Here is a 16,740-nt window from a genome sequence, read left to right on the forward strand (position 1 = left end):
TTTTTGCGAGAGCTGGACGAACGGTTCCTGCGGAGGGCGCTACAGCTGGCCGAGAGGGCTCGAGGCCACACCCACCCCAATCCCCTGGTGGGGGCGGTGCTGGTGCGGGAGGGCCGCGTCGTGGGGGAGGGGTACCACCCCAGGGCCGGGGAGGCCCACGCGGAGGTGTACGCCTTGCGCCAGGCGGGTGAGGAGGCCCAAGGAGCCACCCTCTACGTGTCCTTGGAGCCTTGCAACCACTTTGGCCGCACCCCTCCTTGCTCCTTGGCCCTTCTGCAGGCGGGGGTGGCCCGGGTGGTGGCGGCGGCCCGGGATCCCAACCCTTTGGCCCAAGGGGGTCTGGAACGGCTTAGGGCCGGGGGGGTAGAGGTGGAGGCCGGGCTCCTGGAAGCCGAGGCCCAGGGGCAGAACGAGGTCTTCTTCCACGTGCAGAAAAAGGGCCGGCCCTTCGTGCTCCTCAAGGCTGCCTTGACCTTGGATGGCAAGGTGGCTGCTGTAAGCGGGGATGCCCGTTACGTGTCCTCGGAGGAAAGCCGGCGCGTGGCTCAGGCCTACCGCCAGTGGCTTCCCGTGGTGATGGTGGGGGTGGGAACGATCCTCAAGGACGATCCCTGGCTTACCGTGCGGGAGCCGGACTTCAGGCCCTTCCCCCTCATGCTGGAGCCCCCGCCCCTTAGGGACCCGGTGAAGGTGATCTTGGACACCGAGGGCCGCACTCCCCCCACCGCCCGTATCTTTCAAAAGGGACCCCGGGGGGAGCCTGCCCGCGTGTACGTGCTGGTGGGCAAAGGTGCGCCCAAGGATCGGCTTAGGGCCCTCGAGGAGGCGGGTGCCCGGGTGGTGGAGCTTCCCCGGGAAGGAGGGAGGGTGAGCCTCGAGGGGGCCTTGCACCTTCTCTTGGAGGAGGGACTGGACGGGATCCTTCTGGAGGGGGGTCCGAGGCTGGCTGGGGCCTTCTGGGAAAGGGGACTGGTGGACAAGCTGGCCCTCTTCGTGGCGCCCAAGGTTTTGGGGGAGGGGAGGGGGTTCTTGGAGGGGTTCGCCCTGGAGCGCATGGCCGAGGCCAAGAGGCTGAGGCTCGTCCGCAAGGAGTGGCTTGGGGAGGACCTTTGGCTGGAGGCGTACCCGGAGGGGTGATGTTCACGGGATTGGTGGAGGAAACCGGCGAGATCGTGGAGGTCCGGGAGGGGCCTTTCCTCAGGGTCAGGATCGCCGCCAAGGAAGTGCTTTCTGACCTTAAGGTAGGGGATTCGGTGGCGGTGGATGGGGTCTGCCTCACCGCAGTGGAGGTGGACGAGGGCGGTTTTTGGGTGGAGCTTGCCCGGGAAACCCTGCGCCGCACCGCCCCCACCTGGCGGGTGGGGCACCGGCCCAACCTGGAGAGGGCCCTTAAGGTGGGGGACCGGCTTGGGGGGCATTTCGTCACCGGGCATGTGGACGGGGTGGCGGAGGTGGTGGCCATCCGGGAGGCCCCGGGGGCCAAGGACTACTTCTTCCGACCCCCCCAAGACCTTGCCCGCTACATTGCCGAGAAGGGAAGCGTGGCCCTAAACGGCGTTTCCCTCACGGTGGCGGGCCTAAAGGGGCAGGACTTCTTCGTCACCCTTATCCCCCACACCCTTAAGGTCACCAACTTAGGAAGCCTAAAGGTGGGGGATGGGGTGAACCTGGAGGTGGACCTCATCGCCCGCTATCTGGAGCGGCTTGTGAAGGGGGAATGATGGAGGGTTTGGCCAGCGTCAGGGAACTCATGGAGGAACTCCGCCAAGGCCGCCCGGTGGTCCTGGTGGACGACGAGGACCGGGAAAACGAGGGCGACCTCATCATGGCGGCAGAGCACGTGACCCCGGAGTGGGTGAACTTCATGCTCAAGGAGTGCCGGGGGCTCCTTTGCGTGGCCTTGACCGAGGAACGGGCCAGGGCCCTGGACCTGCCCCTCATGGTGGAGAGGAACCAGGATCCCCAGGGTACCCGCTTCACCGTGAGCGTGGATGCCCGGGGGACCACCACGGGGATCTCCGCCTTTGAGCGGGCGGCCACCATAAGGCTTCTGGCTGATCCCGAGGCCACCGCCCAGGATTTCCGGCGCCCTGGGCACATCTTCCCCCTGGTGGCCAGGCCGGGCGGGGTCCTGAGGCGGGCCGGGCATACGGAGGCCACCGTGGACCTTTTGCGCCTGGCGGGGCTTAGGCCGGTGGGGAGCCTCATCGAGATCCTCAAGGAGGATGGCACCATGGCCCGGCTTCCGGACCTTTTGGAGTTTGCCGGGCGCCACGGCCTTAAGGTGGGCACCATCGCCGACCTCATCCGCTACCGCCTGGAGAAGGGGGACCTCTACGTGAAACGGGAGGCGGAGGCCCTTTTGCCCACCCGGTTTGGCGAGTTCCGCATCCTGGGCTACCGGGATAGCCTCACGGGAGAGGAGCACGCCGCCTTGGTCATGGGAAGCTGGGACCCTGAGGAGCCCGTCCTGGTGCGCATGCACTCCGAGTGCCTCACCGGGGATGCCCTGCACTCCCTGAGGTGCGACTGCGGCTTCCAGCGGGATCTGGCTCTGGAGCGTATCTCTAAGGAGGGGAAGGGGGTTTTGGTCTACCTGAGGCAAGAGGGGCGGGGAATCGGCCTTGTGAACAAGATCCGGGCCTACCACCTGCAGGACCAAGGCCTGGACACGGTGGAGGCCAACCTGGCCCTGGGGTTCCCGCCGGACCTGCGGGACTACGGGGTGGGGGCCCAGATCCTCTACGACCTTGGGGTGCGCAAGATGCGCCTCCTCACCAATAACCCCCGCAAGGTAAAGGCCCTGTCGGGTTTCGGCATCGAGATCGTGGAGCGCATTCCCCTGAGGGCCGGGGACAACCCCCACAACGAGCGTTACCTCCAGGCTAAAAAGGAGAAGCTTGGGCACTGGATGGACTGATGGGGTTCCCTGGATGGCCCAGGCCCTCCCAAAGCCTCTAGCATGAGGCTATGCTCCGGCTTCTTAGGGTTGGGGTCCTCATCCTGCTTTTCTTGGCCTTCCTGGACCCCAGATGGCCCATGCCGGGGCGGGTGGTGTACCTTCTGGATTTCTCGCCCTCTGCTCGGGAAAGCGTCTTCGCCTTGGCGGATAGGCTCCCTGGGGACAGGATCTATGTGGCCTTTGCGGAGCGGGCGGTGAGGCTTCCTTCGCCCACCGCCCGCAGGCTGGACCTGGGGGAGAGGACAGACCTGAAGGCGGCCTTTCAGGAGGCGGAGGCCCTGAGGCCGAGCCGCGTGGTCCTGGTTTCCGACGGGCTTTTCGAGCCCATTCCAGCTCCCTTTCCCCTGGATGCGGTTTACGTTCCCCCCAAGCCCCATGTGGCGGTGGAGCTGGTCCCCCCGCCTTATCCCCTGTACGGGGAAACGGTGGGGGTGGGAGTGGTCCTCGAGGCGCCCCTCTCCGTGGAGGCACGCCTGAGGGTGGAGGGCCCCGCAGGGACGTGGGAACGAAGCCTTCGGGTGGAGGGGCGTAAGAGCCTGGTGTACACCTTCTCCCTTACAGGGGAGGCGGAGGTGCGGGCGGTGGTGGAGGGTTCCTGGGGCCGGAGCGAGGCCCAGGTGAGCCTCCAACCTGCCGACCGCGGCAAGGCCCTGGTGCTTGGGGACCCGGCCTTGGCCCGTTACCTGGAGGCCCAGGGCTTCCAGGTGGAGGAAGGCCCTTTCCGCTTGCCCCTCGAGGCCGACCTGGTGGCGGTGGGCCTCGGGGTCTTGGACCTTCCCGAGGGGGCCCCGGAGGCTCTGAGGGGCTACCTCCGCCAAGGCGGCGGCCTTCTTTTTACCGCCACCCCCAAGGGTCTTTTCTTCGGCGGCTGGGACCGGGCTTTGCCGGAAGACCTTCCCCTAAAGCCCCTGGGCCGCAAGGGGGCGGCCTTGGTCCTGGTGATGGACGTATCGGGAAGCATGGAGGGGGAGAAGCTTTCCCTGGCGGTGGCGGGGGCCTTGGAGCTGGTGCGGTCGGCGGCGGAGGAGGACTACCTGGGCGTGGTGCTCTTTTCCTCCACCCATCGGGTTCTTTTCCCACCCAGGCCCATGACGGAGCAGGGGAAGAAGGAGGCGGAAAGCCTCCTCTTGTCCGTGCGGGCGGGGGGCGGGACGGTCCTGGGCTCCGCCTTCCGGGAGGCGGTGCGGCTTTTGCAGGGGGTGCCGGTGGAGCGCAAGGGGATCCTGGTGCTCAGCGATGGCCTCATCTCCGACCCCCAAGACCCCATCCTGGCCCTGGCGGAGGCCTCGGGCCTCGAGGTAAGCGCCATGGCCCTGGGGGCCGACGCCGACCGGGCCTTTCTGAAGGCCCTCGCCGAAAGGGGTGGGGGCCGGTACTACCAGGCGGCCACCGCCCAGGAGCTTCCCCGGCTTTTCCTGAAGGAAGGGCAGGAGGTTTTCCAGGGGGAGGGCCTGGAGGGCCGTTTCCCCGTTAGGGCCAGGCCCCATCCCCTGGCCCAGGGGTTTTCCCCACCTCCCCTTTCCGTTCTCCTTCCAGCCCGGGCCGAGCCCTGGGCGGAGGTGGTTTTGGAAAGCGACGGCAGAGCGGTGCTGGCCCTGGGGGAGAGGGGAGAGGGGCGGGTGGCCGCCTTGGCCACGGATCTTTCCCGTTCCTGGCGGGGCTGGAAGGAGGCAGCTTCTTTTCTGGGCGGCCTTGCCCGCTACCTCATGGGGGGCAAGAAGGCCCTGGCCCTGTACGCCTACCCCGAAGGGAAAGGGGTGCGGGTGGTGGTTCTGGGCCACCTGGAGCGCCCGCTTTTCCTAAGCGGGGGCCAGGAGATGCCCCTGGTGCCCACGGGGCCTGGGCGGTACGAAATCCAGGCCCAGGCTCCCGGGGTGCTCCTGGACGGCCCGCGCCGCTTGCCCCTGGCCTTCCCCTTGCCCGGGGAGTGGACCCCCAGGGACGGGAAGCTGGTCCTCAAGACCCTGGCCGAGGCTTCCCATGGGCGGCTGTTGGCCCTGGAGGACCTGGGGCAACCTGGATCCTCCCCTCTGCCCTTGCGCCCCTATCTGCTGGCCTTGGCCCTGGCGCTTTTCCTCCTGGAGCGGCTCCTCGAGGCGCGGCCCTTTGCTGGGAAAGCCTGAGCCAGGGTCCAGAGGGCCGGTTGTGGGAGCCAGGGCATGGATCCCATCGGGTTGCCGGGGCTTTCTATAATCTGGAATTCATACACTGAGATGAGTTAGAGGAGCTAATCCCCCGGGAAAGGGAGCGCAGGCGCCAGGAGGAAAAGCCCCTCCATGACCGTATTCGCCAGCTGGGGGCGGACCTCTACTTTCCAGGCAGGAGATCGGGCACCCGTATGGGAAAATCCTCTTCCCAAGGAGAAGCTTGAAGGAGTGGGAAGGAAACCGTGGGGGAAGCTCAGCTGGAACTGGCCCTGGTGGCCTGGCCCAAAGCCGAGGACCCTCCTCGCATTATTGCCCTTTTGTTGGAGGAGTACCTCCTTGGCCGAAGTCCCCGGTGATCTGCACCAGGACCGCCTCCCCCCGCACGGTCACCTCCCCGTTGGCGTAGAGCTCGGTCTCCACCACCACCTTCCTCCCCTTCACCTCCTTGGCCCGGCCCACCAGGACCAGCTCGGGCCCCAAAGGGGTGGGCTTCAGGTAGTCCACCTTGAGGCTGGCGGTCACGAAGCGAAGGGGATGGGTTTCCAGATCCAGGCCCTCGGCATGGGCCTTGGCGGCGGCGGCGGTGGCGGTGGAGTGGCAGTCCACCAGGGAGGCGAGAAGTCCCCCGTAGACGAACCCGGGAATGGCGGTGTGGTGGGGGCTAGGGGTGAAACGGGTTTCGCTCTGGCCCTCGTCCGCTTTCCAGTAGGTCTTGAGGTGAAGGCCCATGGGGTTCAGGTAGCCGCACCCGTAGCAGTGGGCCCACTGCGGTGGGTAGTAGAGCTGGATGGCCTTCATGCTAAGCCCTGGGTCCGCCAGCGCTCCGGCACCGCCCGTTTCAAGAAGTCTACGATCTCCTGGGTGCTGGTCCCAGGACCGAACACCGCCGCCACCCCCAGCTCCTTCAGCTTGGGCACATCTTCATCGGGGATAATCCCTCCTCCGAAGAGGAGGATGTCCGAAGCCCCTTGCTCCTCGAGGAGCCGCTTCACTTCCCGGAAGTAGTGCATGTGGGCTCCGGAGAGAATGGACAGCCCTATGGCGTCCACGTCCTCCTGGATGGCCGCGGACACGATCATCTCCGGGGTTTGCCTGAGCCCCGTGTAGATCACCTCCATGCCGGCATCCCTTAAGGCCCGGGCCACCACCTTGGCCCCGCGGTCGTGGCCGTCCAGCCCGGGCTTGGCGATGAGCACCCGTATGCGCCTGTCCATACGCTAATCCTAAACGTAAGCTGGCTCCTGGTAGGTGCCGTAGACCTCCCGCAAGACGTCCATCATCTCCCCCAGGGTGCAGTAGGCCAGGGCGCACTCCACGAAGTGGGGCATGGTGTTCTGCCCTTCCACCGCAGCCCGCCTTAGGCCCGCAAGGGCCTCCTCCACCCGCTTGGGGTCCCGTTCCCGGCGTACCCGGGCCAGGCGCTCCGCCTGGACCCGCTCCACCTCGGGGTCCACCAACTGGATGGGGACCTTCAAGGGGATCTCGTCGGTGAAGGCGTTCACCCCCACGATGATCCTCTCCTTACGCTCCACCTCCTGCTGGTAGCGGTAGCTGGCCTCGGCCAGCTCCCGCAGGAAGTAGCCCTCCTCGATGGCCCGCACCACGCCCCCCATGCGCCGGATCTCCTCGATGATGGCCATGGCCTGGCGCTCCATCTCGTCGGTGAGCCACTCCACGTAGTAGCTCCCCGCCAGGGGGTCGATGGTGTGGGTGACCCCGCTTTCGTAAGCGATGATCTGCTGGGTCCTGAGGGCGATGGTGGCGGATTCCTCCGTGGGCAGGGCCAGGGCTTCGTCGTAGGCGTCGGTGTGGAGGCTGTTGGTACCCCCCAAAACGGCAGCCAGGGCCTGGATGGCCACCCGGGCGATGTTGTTGAGGGGTTGCTGGGCGGTGAGGGACACCCCGGCGGTTTGGGCATGGGTTCGGAGCATCCAGCTTTGGGGGTTCTTGGCCCCGTAGCGGTAGCGCATTTCCCTAGCCCAGATGCGCCGGGCGGCTCGGAATTTGGCGATCTCCTCAAAGAAGTCGTTGTGGACGTCGAAGAAGAAGCTGATCCTGGGGGCGAACTCATCGATGTCCAGGCCCCGCTTCAGGGCGGCCTCCACGTACTCAAACCCGTCGGCCAGGGTCCAGGCCAGCTCCTGCACGGCGGTGGAACCCGCTTCCCGGATGTGGTAGCCGGATACGGAGATGAAGTTCCACTTGGGGACGTTCTTGGGCCCCCACTCAAAGGTGTCGATGACCAGCTTCACGCTGGGTTCGGGGGGGAAGATGAACTCCTTCTGGGCGATGAACTCCTTGAGGATGTCGTTTTGGATGGTGCCCCCAAGCTTCTTCCAGTCGTACCCCTTCTTTTTGGCCACCGCCAAGTACATGGCCCAGATGGCGTTGGCGGGGCTGTTGATGGTCATGGAGGTGGTGACCTCCTCGAGGTTGATCCCATCGAAGAGGATCTCCATGTCCGCCAGGCTGGAGACCGCCACCCCGCACTTGCCCACCTCCCCCTTGGAAAGGGGGTGATCGGAGTCGTAGCCCATGAGGGTGGGCAGGTCAAAGGCCACGCTGAGGCCAGTCTGGCCCGCCTTTAAGAGTTTCTTGAACCGCTCGTTGGTCTGCTCGGCGGTGCCAAAGCCGGCGAACATGCGCATGGTCCAGAGCTTGGACCGGTACATGGAGCCGTAGACCCCGCGGGTATAGGGGTACTCCCCCGGGTAGCCCCGCTTTTCCTCGTACTCCGGGTCCAGGACCCCGATGTCCTCTGGGGTGTAAAGGGGTTCTGGGGCGATGTCCGAAAGGGTGCGGTGGGCCACAGGCCTTTCGGGCATCTTCTCCAGGCTCTTCTGGTAGGTTTCCCTGAGCCAGTCGTGCTTCTTGCGCATGGGTCCTCCCTTGGGTCATATTCTACGCTTTTATGCGCCCAAGGAAAAGAGCGTTATACCACCCCCACCCTGCCGAAGCTGGGGTGGGGGCCTCGGCAGCTCCCTTGGCCGGGCCTGTCCCCTGGACCCTTGGGGGGTACGATATGGCGGGAAAGGGTGTTGGAGAGCCCCTTCGCTGGTGGGGAAAAGCCAGCTTGTCGGCAGCGCTTTCCTGAAGCTACCTTCTCGAGTGGCCAGAGGGTGGCGTTATCCTTTAGCGCTTCCGCTCGCTTTCCGGCTCCACGTGGATGGTGACGGCAAGCCCGGGGAAAGTTTCCTCCAAAGCCCTTTCCAGCTCGTCGCAGAGCCGGTGGGCTTCCTCCACGGTCATGGACCCCGGCACCACCAGGTGGAATTCCAAAAAGGCCCGGTTTCCCGCTTTGCGGGTTTTGAGGTCGTGGACCTCGAGGGCCCTTCCCCCCAAGGCCTCGGCGATGGTTTTTCGGATCCGGCCCACCTCCGCTGGGGAGAGCCCCTCATCCATGAGCCCTCCCACGGACTGGCGCACCAGGCGGAAGCCCATGAGGAGGATGTTCCCCGCCACCAAAAGGGCCAGCAAGGGATCCAGCACCCATAACCCCGTGGCCCAGGCAAGGCCCACCCCGGCGAGAACCCCCACGGAGGTGAGCACGTCGGAAAGCACGTGGTAGCCGTCGGCGGTGAGGGCAGGGGAGCGCAAGCGCCTTCCCTGGCGGAGGAGATACCAGGCGAGAAGGCCGTTGATCAGGGAAGCCAGGAGGCTGACCAAGAGGCCCGGTCCCAGGTCCCCTAGGGGCCTGGGATGAAGGAGGCGGGGGATGGATTCCTTGGCGATGAGAAAGGCGGCCAGTACCACCAGGACTCCCTCCAGCACCGCGGAGAAGTACTCGGCCTTGGTGTGGCCGAAGGGATGGGTTTCGTCGGGAGGGCGTTGGGCGAAGCGGATGGCAAAGAGGGCCAAGAAGGCTGCAGCCACGTTCACCGTGGACTCGAGGGCGTCGGAGAGAAGGGCCACCGAGCCGGTGAGGAGGTAGGCCAAGGCCTTTAACCCCAGGACCCATAGGGCCACCAGGAGGCTGAGGCGGGCAGCCCTTTCCGCCACCTAGGCTTCTTCCTCCACCAGCTCCCGCTTGGGCTTGAGCAAGGGGAAGAGGAGGACGTCCCTTAAGGAGGGCTGGTCGGTGAGGATCATGGCCAGGCGGTCCAGGCCCAGGCCGAGCCCCGCCGCTGGGGGCATGCCGTACTCCAGGGCCAACAAGAAGTCCTCGTCGGGCTCGGGGGCCTCCTCGTCCCCTTCCCGTCTGCGCCTGGCCTGTTCTAAAAAGCGTTCCCTCTGGTCCAGGGGATCGTTGAGCTCGGAGTAGGCGGGGGCGAGTTCCATCCCGCCCGCATAGAGGTCCCAGCGCTCCGTGAGCCCAGGCTTTTCCCGGTGCCGCTTGGCCAGAGGGCTGATGACCAGGGGGAAGTCGAAGACGAAGGTGGGGTTCTGGAGTTCAGGCTCCACGTAAATGCTGAAAAGCTTGTCCAGAAGCTTGTAGCTGGGGACATGGGCAAGTTCGGGATGGTGGGCGTCGGCGAAGATCCTAAGCCTTTCTAGGTCCAAGGGATCAAAGGGCAGGCCGGCCTTTTCCTTCAAAGCCTCCACGAAGGAGATGCGTTTAAAGGGTGGGGTAAAGTCCAGCACCCGCCCCTGGTAGGGGACCTGGTAGCTGCCGAAGAGGTGGAGGACCAGGCCGGAAAGGAGTTCCTCCACCAGCTTAGCCATGTCCTGGTAGTCGGCGTAGGCCCAATAGGCCTCCAGCATGGTGAACTCGGGGTTGTGGTTGTGGTCGATGCCCTCGTTGCGGAAGTTCCGCCCGATCTCGAACACCTTTTCAAACCCGCCCACGAGAAGGCGCTTCAGGTAAAGCTCCAGGGAGATCCTTAGGTAAAACTCGTGGTCCAGGGCGTTGTGGTAGGTCTTGAAGGGCCTGGCCTCCGCTCCGCCAGTGGTGGCCTGGAGGATGGGGGTTTCCACCTCCAAAAACCCCCGCTCCTCAAAAAAGCGGCGGATATAGCGCACCATGGCGGTGCGCCGCCGAAAGACCTCCCGCACCTCAGGGTTTACGATGAGGTCCAGATAGCGCTGCCGGTAGCGCACCTCCTTGTCCTTGATGCCGTGCCACTTGTCGGGGAGAGGGTGGAGGCTTTTCACCAGGGGGGTCCAGGAGAGGACCTTCACCGTGACCTCCCCGGTTTTGGTGGTGAAGACCGTGCCCTTGACCCCTAGGATGTCCCCCACGTCCAGCTTCTTCAAAAGATCGTAGCTCGGGGTGAGGTCCTTTTGGAAATAGAGCTGGATCTTGCCGCTTTCGTCCAGGAGGTGGGCGAAGGTGACCTTCCCCATGCGCCTTAAGGCCACGATGCGCCCGGCCAGGGCTACCTCTTCCTCCCACTCGCTTTCCGGGGGGGCTCCCTGCTTGGAGACGAGGATCTCCTTGGCGCTATGGGTTTTGGGGTAGCGGTAGGGATAGGGTTGAAAGCCCGCCTCCGCCAGGGCTTCCAGGTTGAGTAGGCGTTGCCGCGTCTGCTCGTTCATGTTTAGCCGCGCACCGAAACCACCCGGAACTCCTTCTTGCCCTTGGGGGTTTCCAGGCTGAGCACATCCCCTTCCCTGTGGCCCAGGAGGGCTCTGCCCATGGGGGAGGCATCGGAGATCTTCATGGGGGTCTCCAGGACGCTGGCCTCAGCAGGGGAGACCACCTGCACCTCCAGGCGCTCGCCGGTGACAGGGTCTTCCAGCTCCACCACCGAGCCTAGGCCGATGACCTCGGTGGCGGCCCCTTCTATGATCACCGCCCGGGAGAGGATGTCCTCGAGGCTGTCGATCCGGGCCTCGATGCGGGCCTTTTCCTGTTTGGCCGCCTCCAGCCCCGAATCGTCGTAGTCGTCGGAGGACTCCATGAGTTCCTGCAGGATGCGGGTGGCTTCTTGCAGGCGTTCCCTTTCCTGCAGAAGTTGCTGCATGAGCCGCTCGTAACCGGCTTTGGTTAGCTTCACCTCGCGCGCCATAGCTCACCTCGTAAGTCATGAAGGTCGGCCAAAGCCGACCTCCTTGGCCCAAGGGCCTCCTTCTCAGGTGAGTATACCGCGAAGGAGGATTTCCCTCAAACGCTCAGGTTCCGCATGGCTGGCGCAGGCTGCCGTGTCCAGGCAGAGGACCAGGTAGCGGAGGTGGGTTTCCCTACCGCCCACCGGGTGGCGGAAGAAGCCCAAAGCGCTTCCCGAAAGGTGGCGGTGGCAGGCCTCGCACACCTGAGGGCTTCCCAGGGTTCCGGCCAGGGGTTCCAGGGTCAGGCGGAGCTCCGGAGGCCCCTTTTCCTGGATGATCACCCGGCCTTCCTCGTCGCGATAATAAAGAATCTCCCCAATGGGGAGAAGCTCGGGGGGAGTGCCTGGAAAGATCTCCAGGATCATCTCCCTTTCCTCGTGGTCCATATGCTTAGCTTAGCCCAAACCGTCCGAGGAGGGGAGGCAGGAGGAGGTAGAGGCCCACGGGGAGGGCGGTGATATCGCCCCACCCCAGGTGCAGCAAGCTACGGGACGCGCAGCGAATTAACGGTGCGCGTGCCCTGCCCCCTGCCGCTTGGGCGCGCCCCGAACCAGCGGCCGTGGGAAGCCGTTGCTGCTTTAGCGACCCGGCAGGGGCACCTCGACCCGGAACGGGAAGGCCAACACGGTTCCATCGGCCTGCTCCACCCGTACCGTCACGTCGATGCGCCCGGGCCCGTGTAGCTGGTTGCCCACCACCGCGTACGTTCCGGGGCCGACGTGAAAGGCCGTGGATTCCATGCGGAAATCGGGTGGCATAAAGAAGCGCAGGGTTACGCGGCGTGCAGCAGGGTCCGGCTCGAGCCGGACCGTGAGCATGTTGTGGCCCACCGCCAGCGGCCACACCGTCAACCGGGCCGTGATCCCGTTTTGCACGATGCGTGTGGGGAAGACGCCCGCCACGGGGTTGAGTGTGCCTAAGGCGGTGCCTAAGAGCACAGCGCTAAGCCCAAGCCCTAGTTCCAACCACAGCCGGGCGAGGAAGGATGTTCCCAACGCGCTCCGGCGGGCCACCCGGCGCCGTTGTGCCGCGCCGAGGAAGGCGATGGCCAGCAGCACGGCGGCCTTGGTCCGTACCACCCGCCCCCAGTCGCTGGCCCAGAACCCCTGCCACGAGCCGGAGAGATCCGCTGCCAGGCCTAAGCCGGTTCCAACCAGCACGATCAAGGCGAGTAGTGCGAAGGGAGCGAACCGCTGGGCAGCGGTTCGCAGCCAGTCTGCCGGCTCGTGGCGCGGACAGAGGGCCAGGAGCGCCACCACCCCGCCGAGCCAGGTTGCGGCCGCCAGCAAGTGCAGGACGGCTGTGGCGAGCGTGGCTGGGCCGCCTACGCCGGGTAGCGCCGGGTGGCCCGTCAGGGGATGCAAGGCCAGGGCGAGGGCGGCCGCCCCGGCCCGTACCCGCTCCTGTGACACGGCTGCCGACGCCATCATGAGTGCGGCCTGCAGCAGGGGTATGCCGCCTACGGGCAGGCGTAGGAGTTCGAGGATGCTGCCTCCCAGTGAGTGAGCCCGCAGCGTCAGCAAGCCTGCCGCAGCTAGGATGCCCAGCACCGCCGTGGCGCGGACCACGACACGCCATCGCCCCTTCGCCCCGGAGGGCGGCGCCCACCAGGCCACGAAGGCGCTTCCGCCTGCCAGCACCAGCAGGGTGGACAGCATCAGCGCCCGTAGCCACGTCTCGGGGAGCGCCAGGACGCCAGTCCACGCGAAGGGAACCGGGGCAGGCGGCGGGAAGGGCGTGACGCGTTCGACGGCGAAGTACAGGACGGGATTGGCTGGAACACCGTCCGCGGCAAAGACGTAGGCGATCACTTTGTAGCTCCCCGCCCGCAGGGGGCGGTCCAGGGGAATCACCAGCACGGTGGGATCAGCAGGGTCCACGTGGGCGTTCTCGCCGGCCACGGGCTGCTGACGGTCGTCCAGCACCAGCGCGCCCAACACGCGCTGCACGGGCTGGGTGAAGCGCAGGACGACGCGGGGGGGCGGTGAGGGCAGCAATGTGCCGTCGGCTGGTTCGCTCGCGGCAAGCCCGAACGTCGTCGGCGTGCGGGGCGCAGCCGGCAGCTCGCGCACGGCAAACCGCAGTTCCGCGGTCAGGGGATCCCCGTCCCGAGCCAGGGCGCGCAGGGTGAGGGTATACGTCCCGTCCGGGAGTGTTTCCCGGAGGGGGATTATGTAACGGCGCCCACCCTCTGCGGCCACAGGGGCACCCAGCAGGGTGGGGTGGACCGTGCCCTGCTGGTCCTTCAGGGTCAATCCTCCCTGGGTAAGGTAGACGGGTGTAGCGAAGAACAGCTCCAGCTGCCGCGGCGGCTTAGTCAGGACGTCCCCGTCAGCGGGTATGCTACGTTCCAGTGCGGAATGGGCCCACGCGGGCACCCCTACGATCCAGGCAACCAGGAGGAGGCAGGCCGCCACCGCTTGCTGCCCGAGACCCACACCCATCCGGGCCAAGGTCTTCACCTCCCCGGCGCGGCGTCTGGCGTCCGGAGGAGCCAGGCCCTACTCGTCGAGTAGGGTCTGAGGCTGAGCCGACCCATGGCGGGCATGACCACCCTAGCTTAGCCCAAACCGTCTGAGGAGGGGAGGCAGGAGAAGGTAGAGGCCCACGAGGAGGGCGAAGAAGCTCGCCAAAAGCACCGCCGCTGCCGCCGTGTCCTTGGCCCGCTTGACCAGGGGATGGAATACCGGGCTTACCAGGTCGGCCAGGGCCTCGAGGGCGGTGTTCATGAGTTCCAGGGAAAGCACCAGGGCGCTAACGAGCAGCACCGGCACCGGGTCAACTTCCAGCCAAAGGGCAAGCCCAAGGGCCAAAAGGGCCAAGTAGGCCTCGAGGCGGAAGTTCCGTTGCACCCGCCAGGCGTAGAGAACGCCCTCCCAGGCATATCCCAGGGAACGCCAAACGCCCTTTAAAGGGCGAGAATCCTCTCTTGGACGCGGCGGAAGCCCTCCCAATCCTCCTCCTGTTGATGGTCGTGGCCGAGAAGGTGCCATAGCCCATGGGCTGCCAGGACAAGCACCTCCTCCTCGAGGGGAACCCCTCTTTCCTCCGCCTGCCTCTTGGCGGTGTCCAGGCTGATCCAGATGTCCCCCAGGTGGGGGGGTACGAAGGGATCCCCGGGTTCGTAGTGGGGAAAGGAAAGGACATCCGTGGCCTCATCCTCCCCCCACCACTCCCGCTTTAGGGCCCTGATCCTGCGGTCCCCGGTGAGGATGACCGTGACGGCCTTGTCTCCCACGCCCAGTTCCTTCATTAAGGCGGAAAGGGCCCGGCGGAGCCTGGGGATGAGGCCCCTTGGCGGACGCTTATTGGCTACGATCTCCACCACGCTCGGCTTCCTCGTAGGCCTTGATGATGCGGGCCACCAAGGGATGACGCACCACGTCGGACTCCTTGAAGTACACGAAGGCGATGCCCTCAATGCCCTTGAGGATGTGGATGGCCTCCACCAGCCCCGACTTTTGGTGCTTGGGGAGGTCGATTTGGGTGATGTCCCCGGTGATGACCATCTTGGAGGAGAAGCCCATGCGGGTGAGGAACATCTTCATCTGCTCCGGGGTGGTGTTTTGGGCCTCGTCCAGGATGATGAAGGCATCGTTGAGGGTGCGGCCCCGCATGAAGGCCAGGGGGGCCACCTCAATGATGCCGGACTGAAGGTACTGCTCAAAGCGCTCGGCGTCGATCATGTCAAAGAGGGCATCGTAAAGGGGGCGGAGATAAGGGTCCACCTTGGCCTGGATGTCTCCTGGCAAAAACCCCAGCTTTTCCCCGGCCTCCACCGCTGGCCGGGTGAGGATGATGCGCTTAACCCTTTTGGCCCGGAGGTGGCTCACCGCCATGGCCACCGCCAAATAGGTCTTGCCGGTTCCCGCAGGGCCCACCCCGAAGGTGATGTCATGGTGGGCGATGGCCTCCACGTACCGCCTTTGCCCGGGGGTTTTGGGCCTGAGACGGCCTGGTAGCGCGAGCTCGGTTTCCGGGGTGGTGGCCTGGTACAGACCCTCCCCTTGCAAGGCCAAGGCCACGGATTGTTCCAGGGTGGGCTGGTCCAGCTCCGCTCCTTGCCTGAGGAGGGCCAAGAGGTCCCGCACGGCCCGCTCGGCCACCTCCACCGCTTCCTGGTCACCCTCCAGCTCCACCTGGTTGCCCCGCATGATGAGCTTGAGCCGGTCGCCGAAGGCCTCCCGGAAAAGGGAACGGAGCTTCTTCAGGTTTCGGTCTGCCTGGCCTAAAAAGGCCAGGGTTTCCTCGGGTTTTAGGGGGATCACCAGCCTTTGGGCTTCTTCAGGATTTCGTGCCATATCACCCCTTTCAGGATGCTTTCGCCGTCGGTGGTGAGCAGCCTTTTCCGCGGGCGCTTCCTTCGCTCTTCCTCCGGCAGGGATACCTCGCGGAACCGCACTTCCAAGGGTTGCCGTTCGGGGCTATAGGGCCGTTCTAAACTCTCCGCTTCCGGTTTCTTGGGTGCGGGAAGGGATGGGGGCGGCGGGGTCTTGGGCTTGGGCCGGGCCCTGGGCTTGGGGCGGGGTAGGGGTTCCGGTGGAGGCAGGTCCTCGGGAAATCCCGGGGGAATGGGGGGAGGCTGGCCCCGGCGGCTTAAGCCCTGCAGGGCCGGGATGACGATGAAGAAGAGCAGGAAGAGGAGACCCAGAAGGTCATCTAGGCTCATTCCTCACCCTCGGGCTTGGCGGCCCGGCTGATGGACTCCCGCATGTCGGTGTCGGCCTCGATGTTCTTCAAGCGGTAGTAGTCCATGACCCCGAGCCTTCCCGTGCGCAAGGCCTCCGCCAGGGCCAGGGGCACCTGGGCCTGGGCCTCCACCAGCTTGGCCCGCATGGCCTCCACCAGGGCCCGGTTCTCCTGCTCGGCGGCCACCGCCATGGCCCGGCGTTCCTCCGCCTTGGCCTGGGCGATCTTCTTGTCGGCCTCCGCCTGGTCGATCTGAAGCTGGGCCCCGATGTTCTTGCCCACGTCCACGTCGGCGATGTCCACGGAGAGGATCTCGAAGGCGGTGCCGGCATCCAGGCCCTTTTCCAGCACGGTTTTGCTGATGCGATCCGGGTTTTCCAGGACTTCCTTGTGGGAGTTGGCGCTGCCGATGGTGGTCACGATGCCTTCCCCCACCCGGGCGATGATGGTTTCCTCCCCAGCCCCGCCCACCAGGCGGTCGATGTTGGCCCTTACCGTTACCCGGGCCGTGGCCAGAAGCTGGATCCCGTCCTTGGCCACTGCGGCCACCATGGGGGTCTGGATCACCTTGGGGTTCACGGAAACCCGCACCGCCTCCAGAACATCCCGCCCCGCCAGGTCGATGGCCGCCGCCCGGTCAAAGGTGAGCTTGATGCCCGCTTTGTCGGCGGCGATCAGGGCATCCACCACCCGGTCCACGTTGCCCCCGGCCAGGTAGTGGGCCTCGAGGCGGTCCAGACGGACATCCAACCCCGCCTTGGTGGCCTTGATGAGGGGGTAGATGATCTTGGCCGGGGGAACCCGCCTCAGGCGCATGGCCACCAGGGTGATCAAGGGCACCCTGACCCCTGCGGCCCAGGCGGAGATCCAGAGGCCTACCGGGATAAAGCTGAAGAAAAGAAAGATGAGGATGAGAACAACAAAGGCCAGAAAGAGCACGCCGAGTCCTTCCAT

General features: G+C 65.7%; 17 protein-coding genes. 4 read left to right on the forward strand and 13 right to left on the reverse strand.

What is annotated here, in order from left to right; translation table 11 throughout:
* The first annotated feature begins 3 nt into the window (after positions 1 to 3).
* From ribD to G584_RS0102750, 4 genes are read left to right on the forward strand one after another with little or no spacing between them, the layout of a single operon-like run.
* Entirely contained in the window at positions 4 to 1,137 is a 1,134-nt protein-coding gene (gene ribD, locus G584_RS0102735) for a bifunctional diaminohydroxyphosphoribosylaminopyrimidine deaminase/5-amino-6-(5-phosphoribosylamino)uracil reductase RibD (RefSeq protein WP_028493235.1), read from the forward strand.
* Positions 1,137 to 1,721 (forward strand): riboflavin synthase, encoded by a 585-nt coding sequence (locus tag G584_RS0102740; RefSeq protein ID WP_028493236.1) that lies wholly within the window; start codon positions 1,137 to 1,139, stop codon positions 1,719 to 1,721. The genes ribD and G584_RS0102740 overlap by 1 nt, the downstream gene beginning before the upstream one ends.
* The gene (locus tag G584_RS0102745) at positions 1,721 to 2,920 is read left to right on the forward strand and encodes a bifunctional 3,4-dihydroxy-2-butanone-4-phosphate synthase/GTP cyclohydrolase II (RefSeq protein WP_028493237.1); all 1,200 of its coding nucleotides are present in this window, start codon (positions 1,721 to 1,723) and stop codon (positions 2,918 to 2,920) included. The genes G584_RS0102740 and G584_RS0102745 overlap by 1 nt, the downstream gene beginning before the upstream one ends.
* Positions 2,921 to 2,970: 50 nt before the next feature.
* Positions 2,971 to 5,085, forward strand: a complete 2,115-nt coding sequence (locus G584_RS0102750; protein ID WP_028493238.1) for a vWA domain-containing protein — start codon at positions 2,971 to 2,973, stop codon at positions 5,083 to 5,085.
* Between the two features lie 330 nt (positions 5,086 to 5,415).
* Here G584_RS0102750 and G584_RS0102755 read toward each other — a convergent pair whose 3' ends face one another.
* The 13 genes from G584_RS0102755 to floA all read right to left on the reverse strand — a co-directional run bounded on the left by G584_RS0102755 (position 5,416) and on the right by floA (position 16,740).
* Positions 5,416 to 5,907, reverse strand: a complete 492-nt coding sequence (locus G584_RS0102755; RefSeq protein ID WP_028493239.1) for a PaaI family thioesterase — start codon at positions 5,905 to 5,907, stop codon at positions 5,416 to 5,418.
* Complete coding sequence (locus G584_RS0102760) at positions 5,904 to 6,323, reverse strand: cobalamin B12-binding domain-containing protein (protein ID WP_028493240.1); 420 nt, start codon at positions 6,321 to 6,323, stop codon at positions 5,904 to 5,906. The genes G584_RS0102755 and G584_RS0102760 overlap by 4 nt, the downstream gene beginning before the upstream one ends.
* A 9-nt stretch (positions 6,324 to 6,332) precedes the next feature.
* Entirely contained in the window at positions 6,333 to 7,988 is a 1,656-nt protein-coding gene (locus tag G584_RS0102765) for an acyl-CoA mutase large subunit family protein (protein ID WP_028493241.1), read from the reverse strand.
* A 253-nt stretch (positions 7,989 to 8,241) separates the two neighbouring features.
* Positions 8,242 to 9,108: a cation diffusion facilitator family transporter gene (locus G584_RS0102770; RefSeq protein ID WP_028493242.1), complete on the reverse strand. Its 867-nt coding sequence runs from the start codon at positions 9,106 to 9,108 to the stop codon at positions 8,242 to 8,244.
* The gene (gene lysS, locus G584_RS0102775) at positions 9,109 to 10,584 is read right to left on the reverse strand and encodes a lysine--tRNA ligase (RefSeq protein WP_028493243.1); all 1,476 of its coding nucleotides are present in this window, start codon (positions 10,582 to 10,584) and stop codon (positions 9,109 to 9,111) included.
* A gap of 2 nt (positions 10,585 to 10,586) precedes the next feature.
* Positions 10,587 to 11,057, reverse strand: coding sequence for a GreA/GreB family elongation factor (locus G584_RS0102780; protein ID WP_028493244.1), 471 nt, complete (start codon positions 11,055 to 11,057; stop codon positions 10,587 to 10,589).
* A 63-nt stretch (positions 11,058 to 11,120) separates the two neighbouring features.
* Complete coding sequence (locus G584_RS0102785) at positions 11,121 to 11,483, reverse strand: hypothetical protein (RefSeq protein WP_028493245.1); 363 nt, start codon at positions 11,481 to 11,483, stop codon at positions 11,121 to 11,123.
* 192 nt (positions 11,484 to 11,675) lie between these two features.
* Complete coding sequence (locus tag G584_RS11890) at positions 11,676 to 13,541, reverse strand: copper resistance CopC/CopD family protein (RefSeq protein WP_038050651.1); 1,866 nt, start codon at positions 13,539 to 13,541, stop codon at positions 11,676 to 11,678.
* A 111-nt stretch (positions 13,542 to 13,652) separates the two neighbouring features.
* A complete protein-coding gene (locus tag G584_RS0102810; RefSeq protein WP_028493248.1) occupies positions 13,653 to 14,051 on the reverse strand; it encodes a diacylglycerol kinase family protein in 399 nt (132 codons plus the stop codon).
* Positions 14,006 to 14,425 (reverse strand): rRNA maturation RNase YbeY, encoded by a 420-nt coding sequence (ybeY, locus tag G584_RS0102815; RefSeq protein WP_028493249.1) that lies wholly within the window; start codon positions 14,423 to 14,425, stop codon positions 14,006 to 14,008. Before ybeY ends, G584_RS0102810 begins: the two co-directional genes overlap by 46 nt.
* The gene (locus G584_RS0102820; RefSeq protein ID WP_028493250.1) at positions 14,403 to 15,398 is read right to left on the reverse strand and encodes a PhoH family protein; all 996 of its coding nucleotides are present in this window, start codon (positions 15,396 to 15,398) and stop codon (positions 14,403 to 14,405) included. Before G584_RS0102820 ends, ybeY begins: the two co-directional genes overlap by 23 nt.
* The gene (locus tag G584_RS0102825; protein WP_028493251.1) at positions 15,362 to 15,766 is read right to left on the reverse strand and encodes a hypothetical protein; all 405 of its coding nucleotides are present in this window, start codon (positions 15,764 to 15,766) and stop codon (positions 15,362 to 15,364) included. The genes G584_RS0102820 and G584_RS0102825 overlap by 37 nt, the downstream gene beginning before the upstream one ends.
* On the reverse strand, positions 15,763 to 16,740 hold the full coding sequence (gene floA, locus G584_RS0102830; protein ID WP_028493252.1) for a flotillin-like protein FloA: 978 nt from the start codon (positions 16,738 to 16,740) through the stop codon (positions 15,763 to 15,765). The genes G584_RS0102825 and floA overlap by 4 nt, the downstream gene beginning before the upstream one ends.

The sequence above is a fragment of the Thermus antranikianii DSM 12462 genome (genome assembly GCF_000423905.1).
In the GTDB taxonomy this organism is placed as follows: Bacteria; Deinococcota; Deinococci; order Deinococcales; family Thermaceae; genus Thermus; species Thermus antranikianii.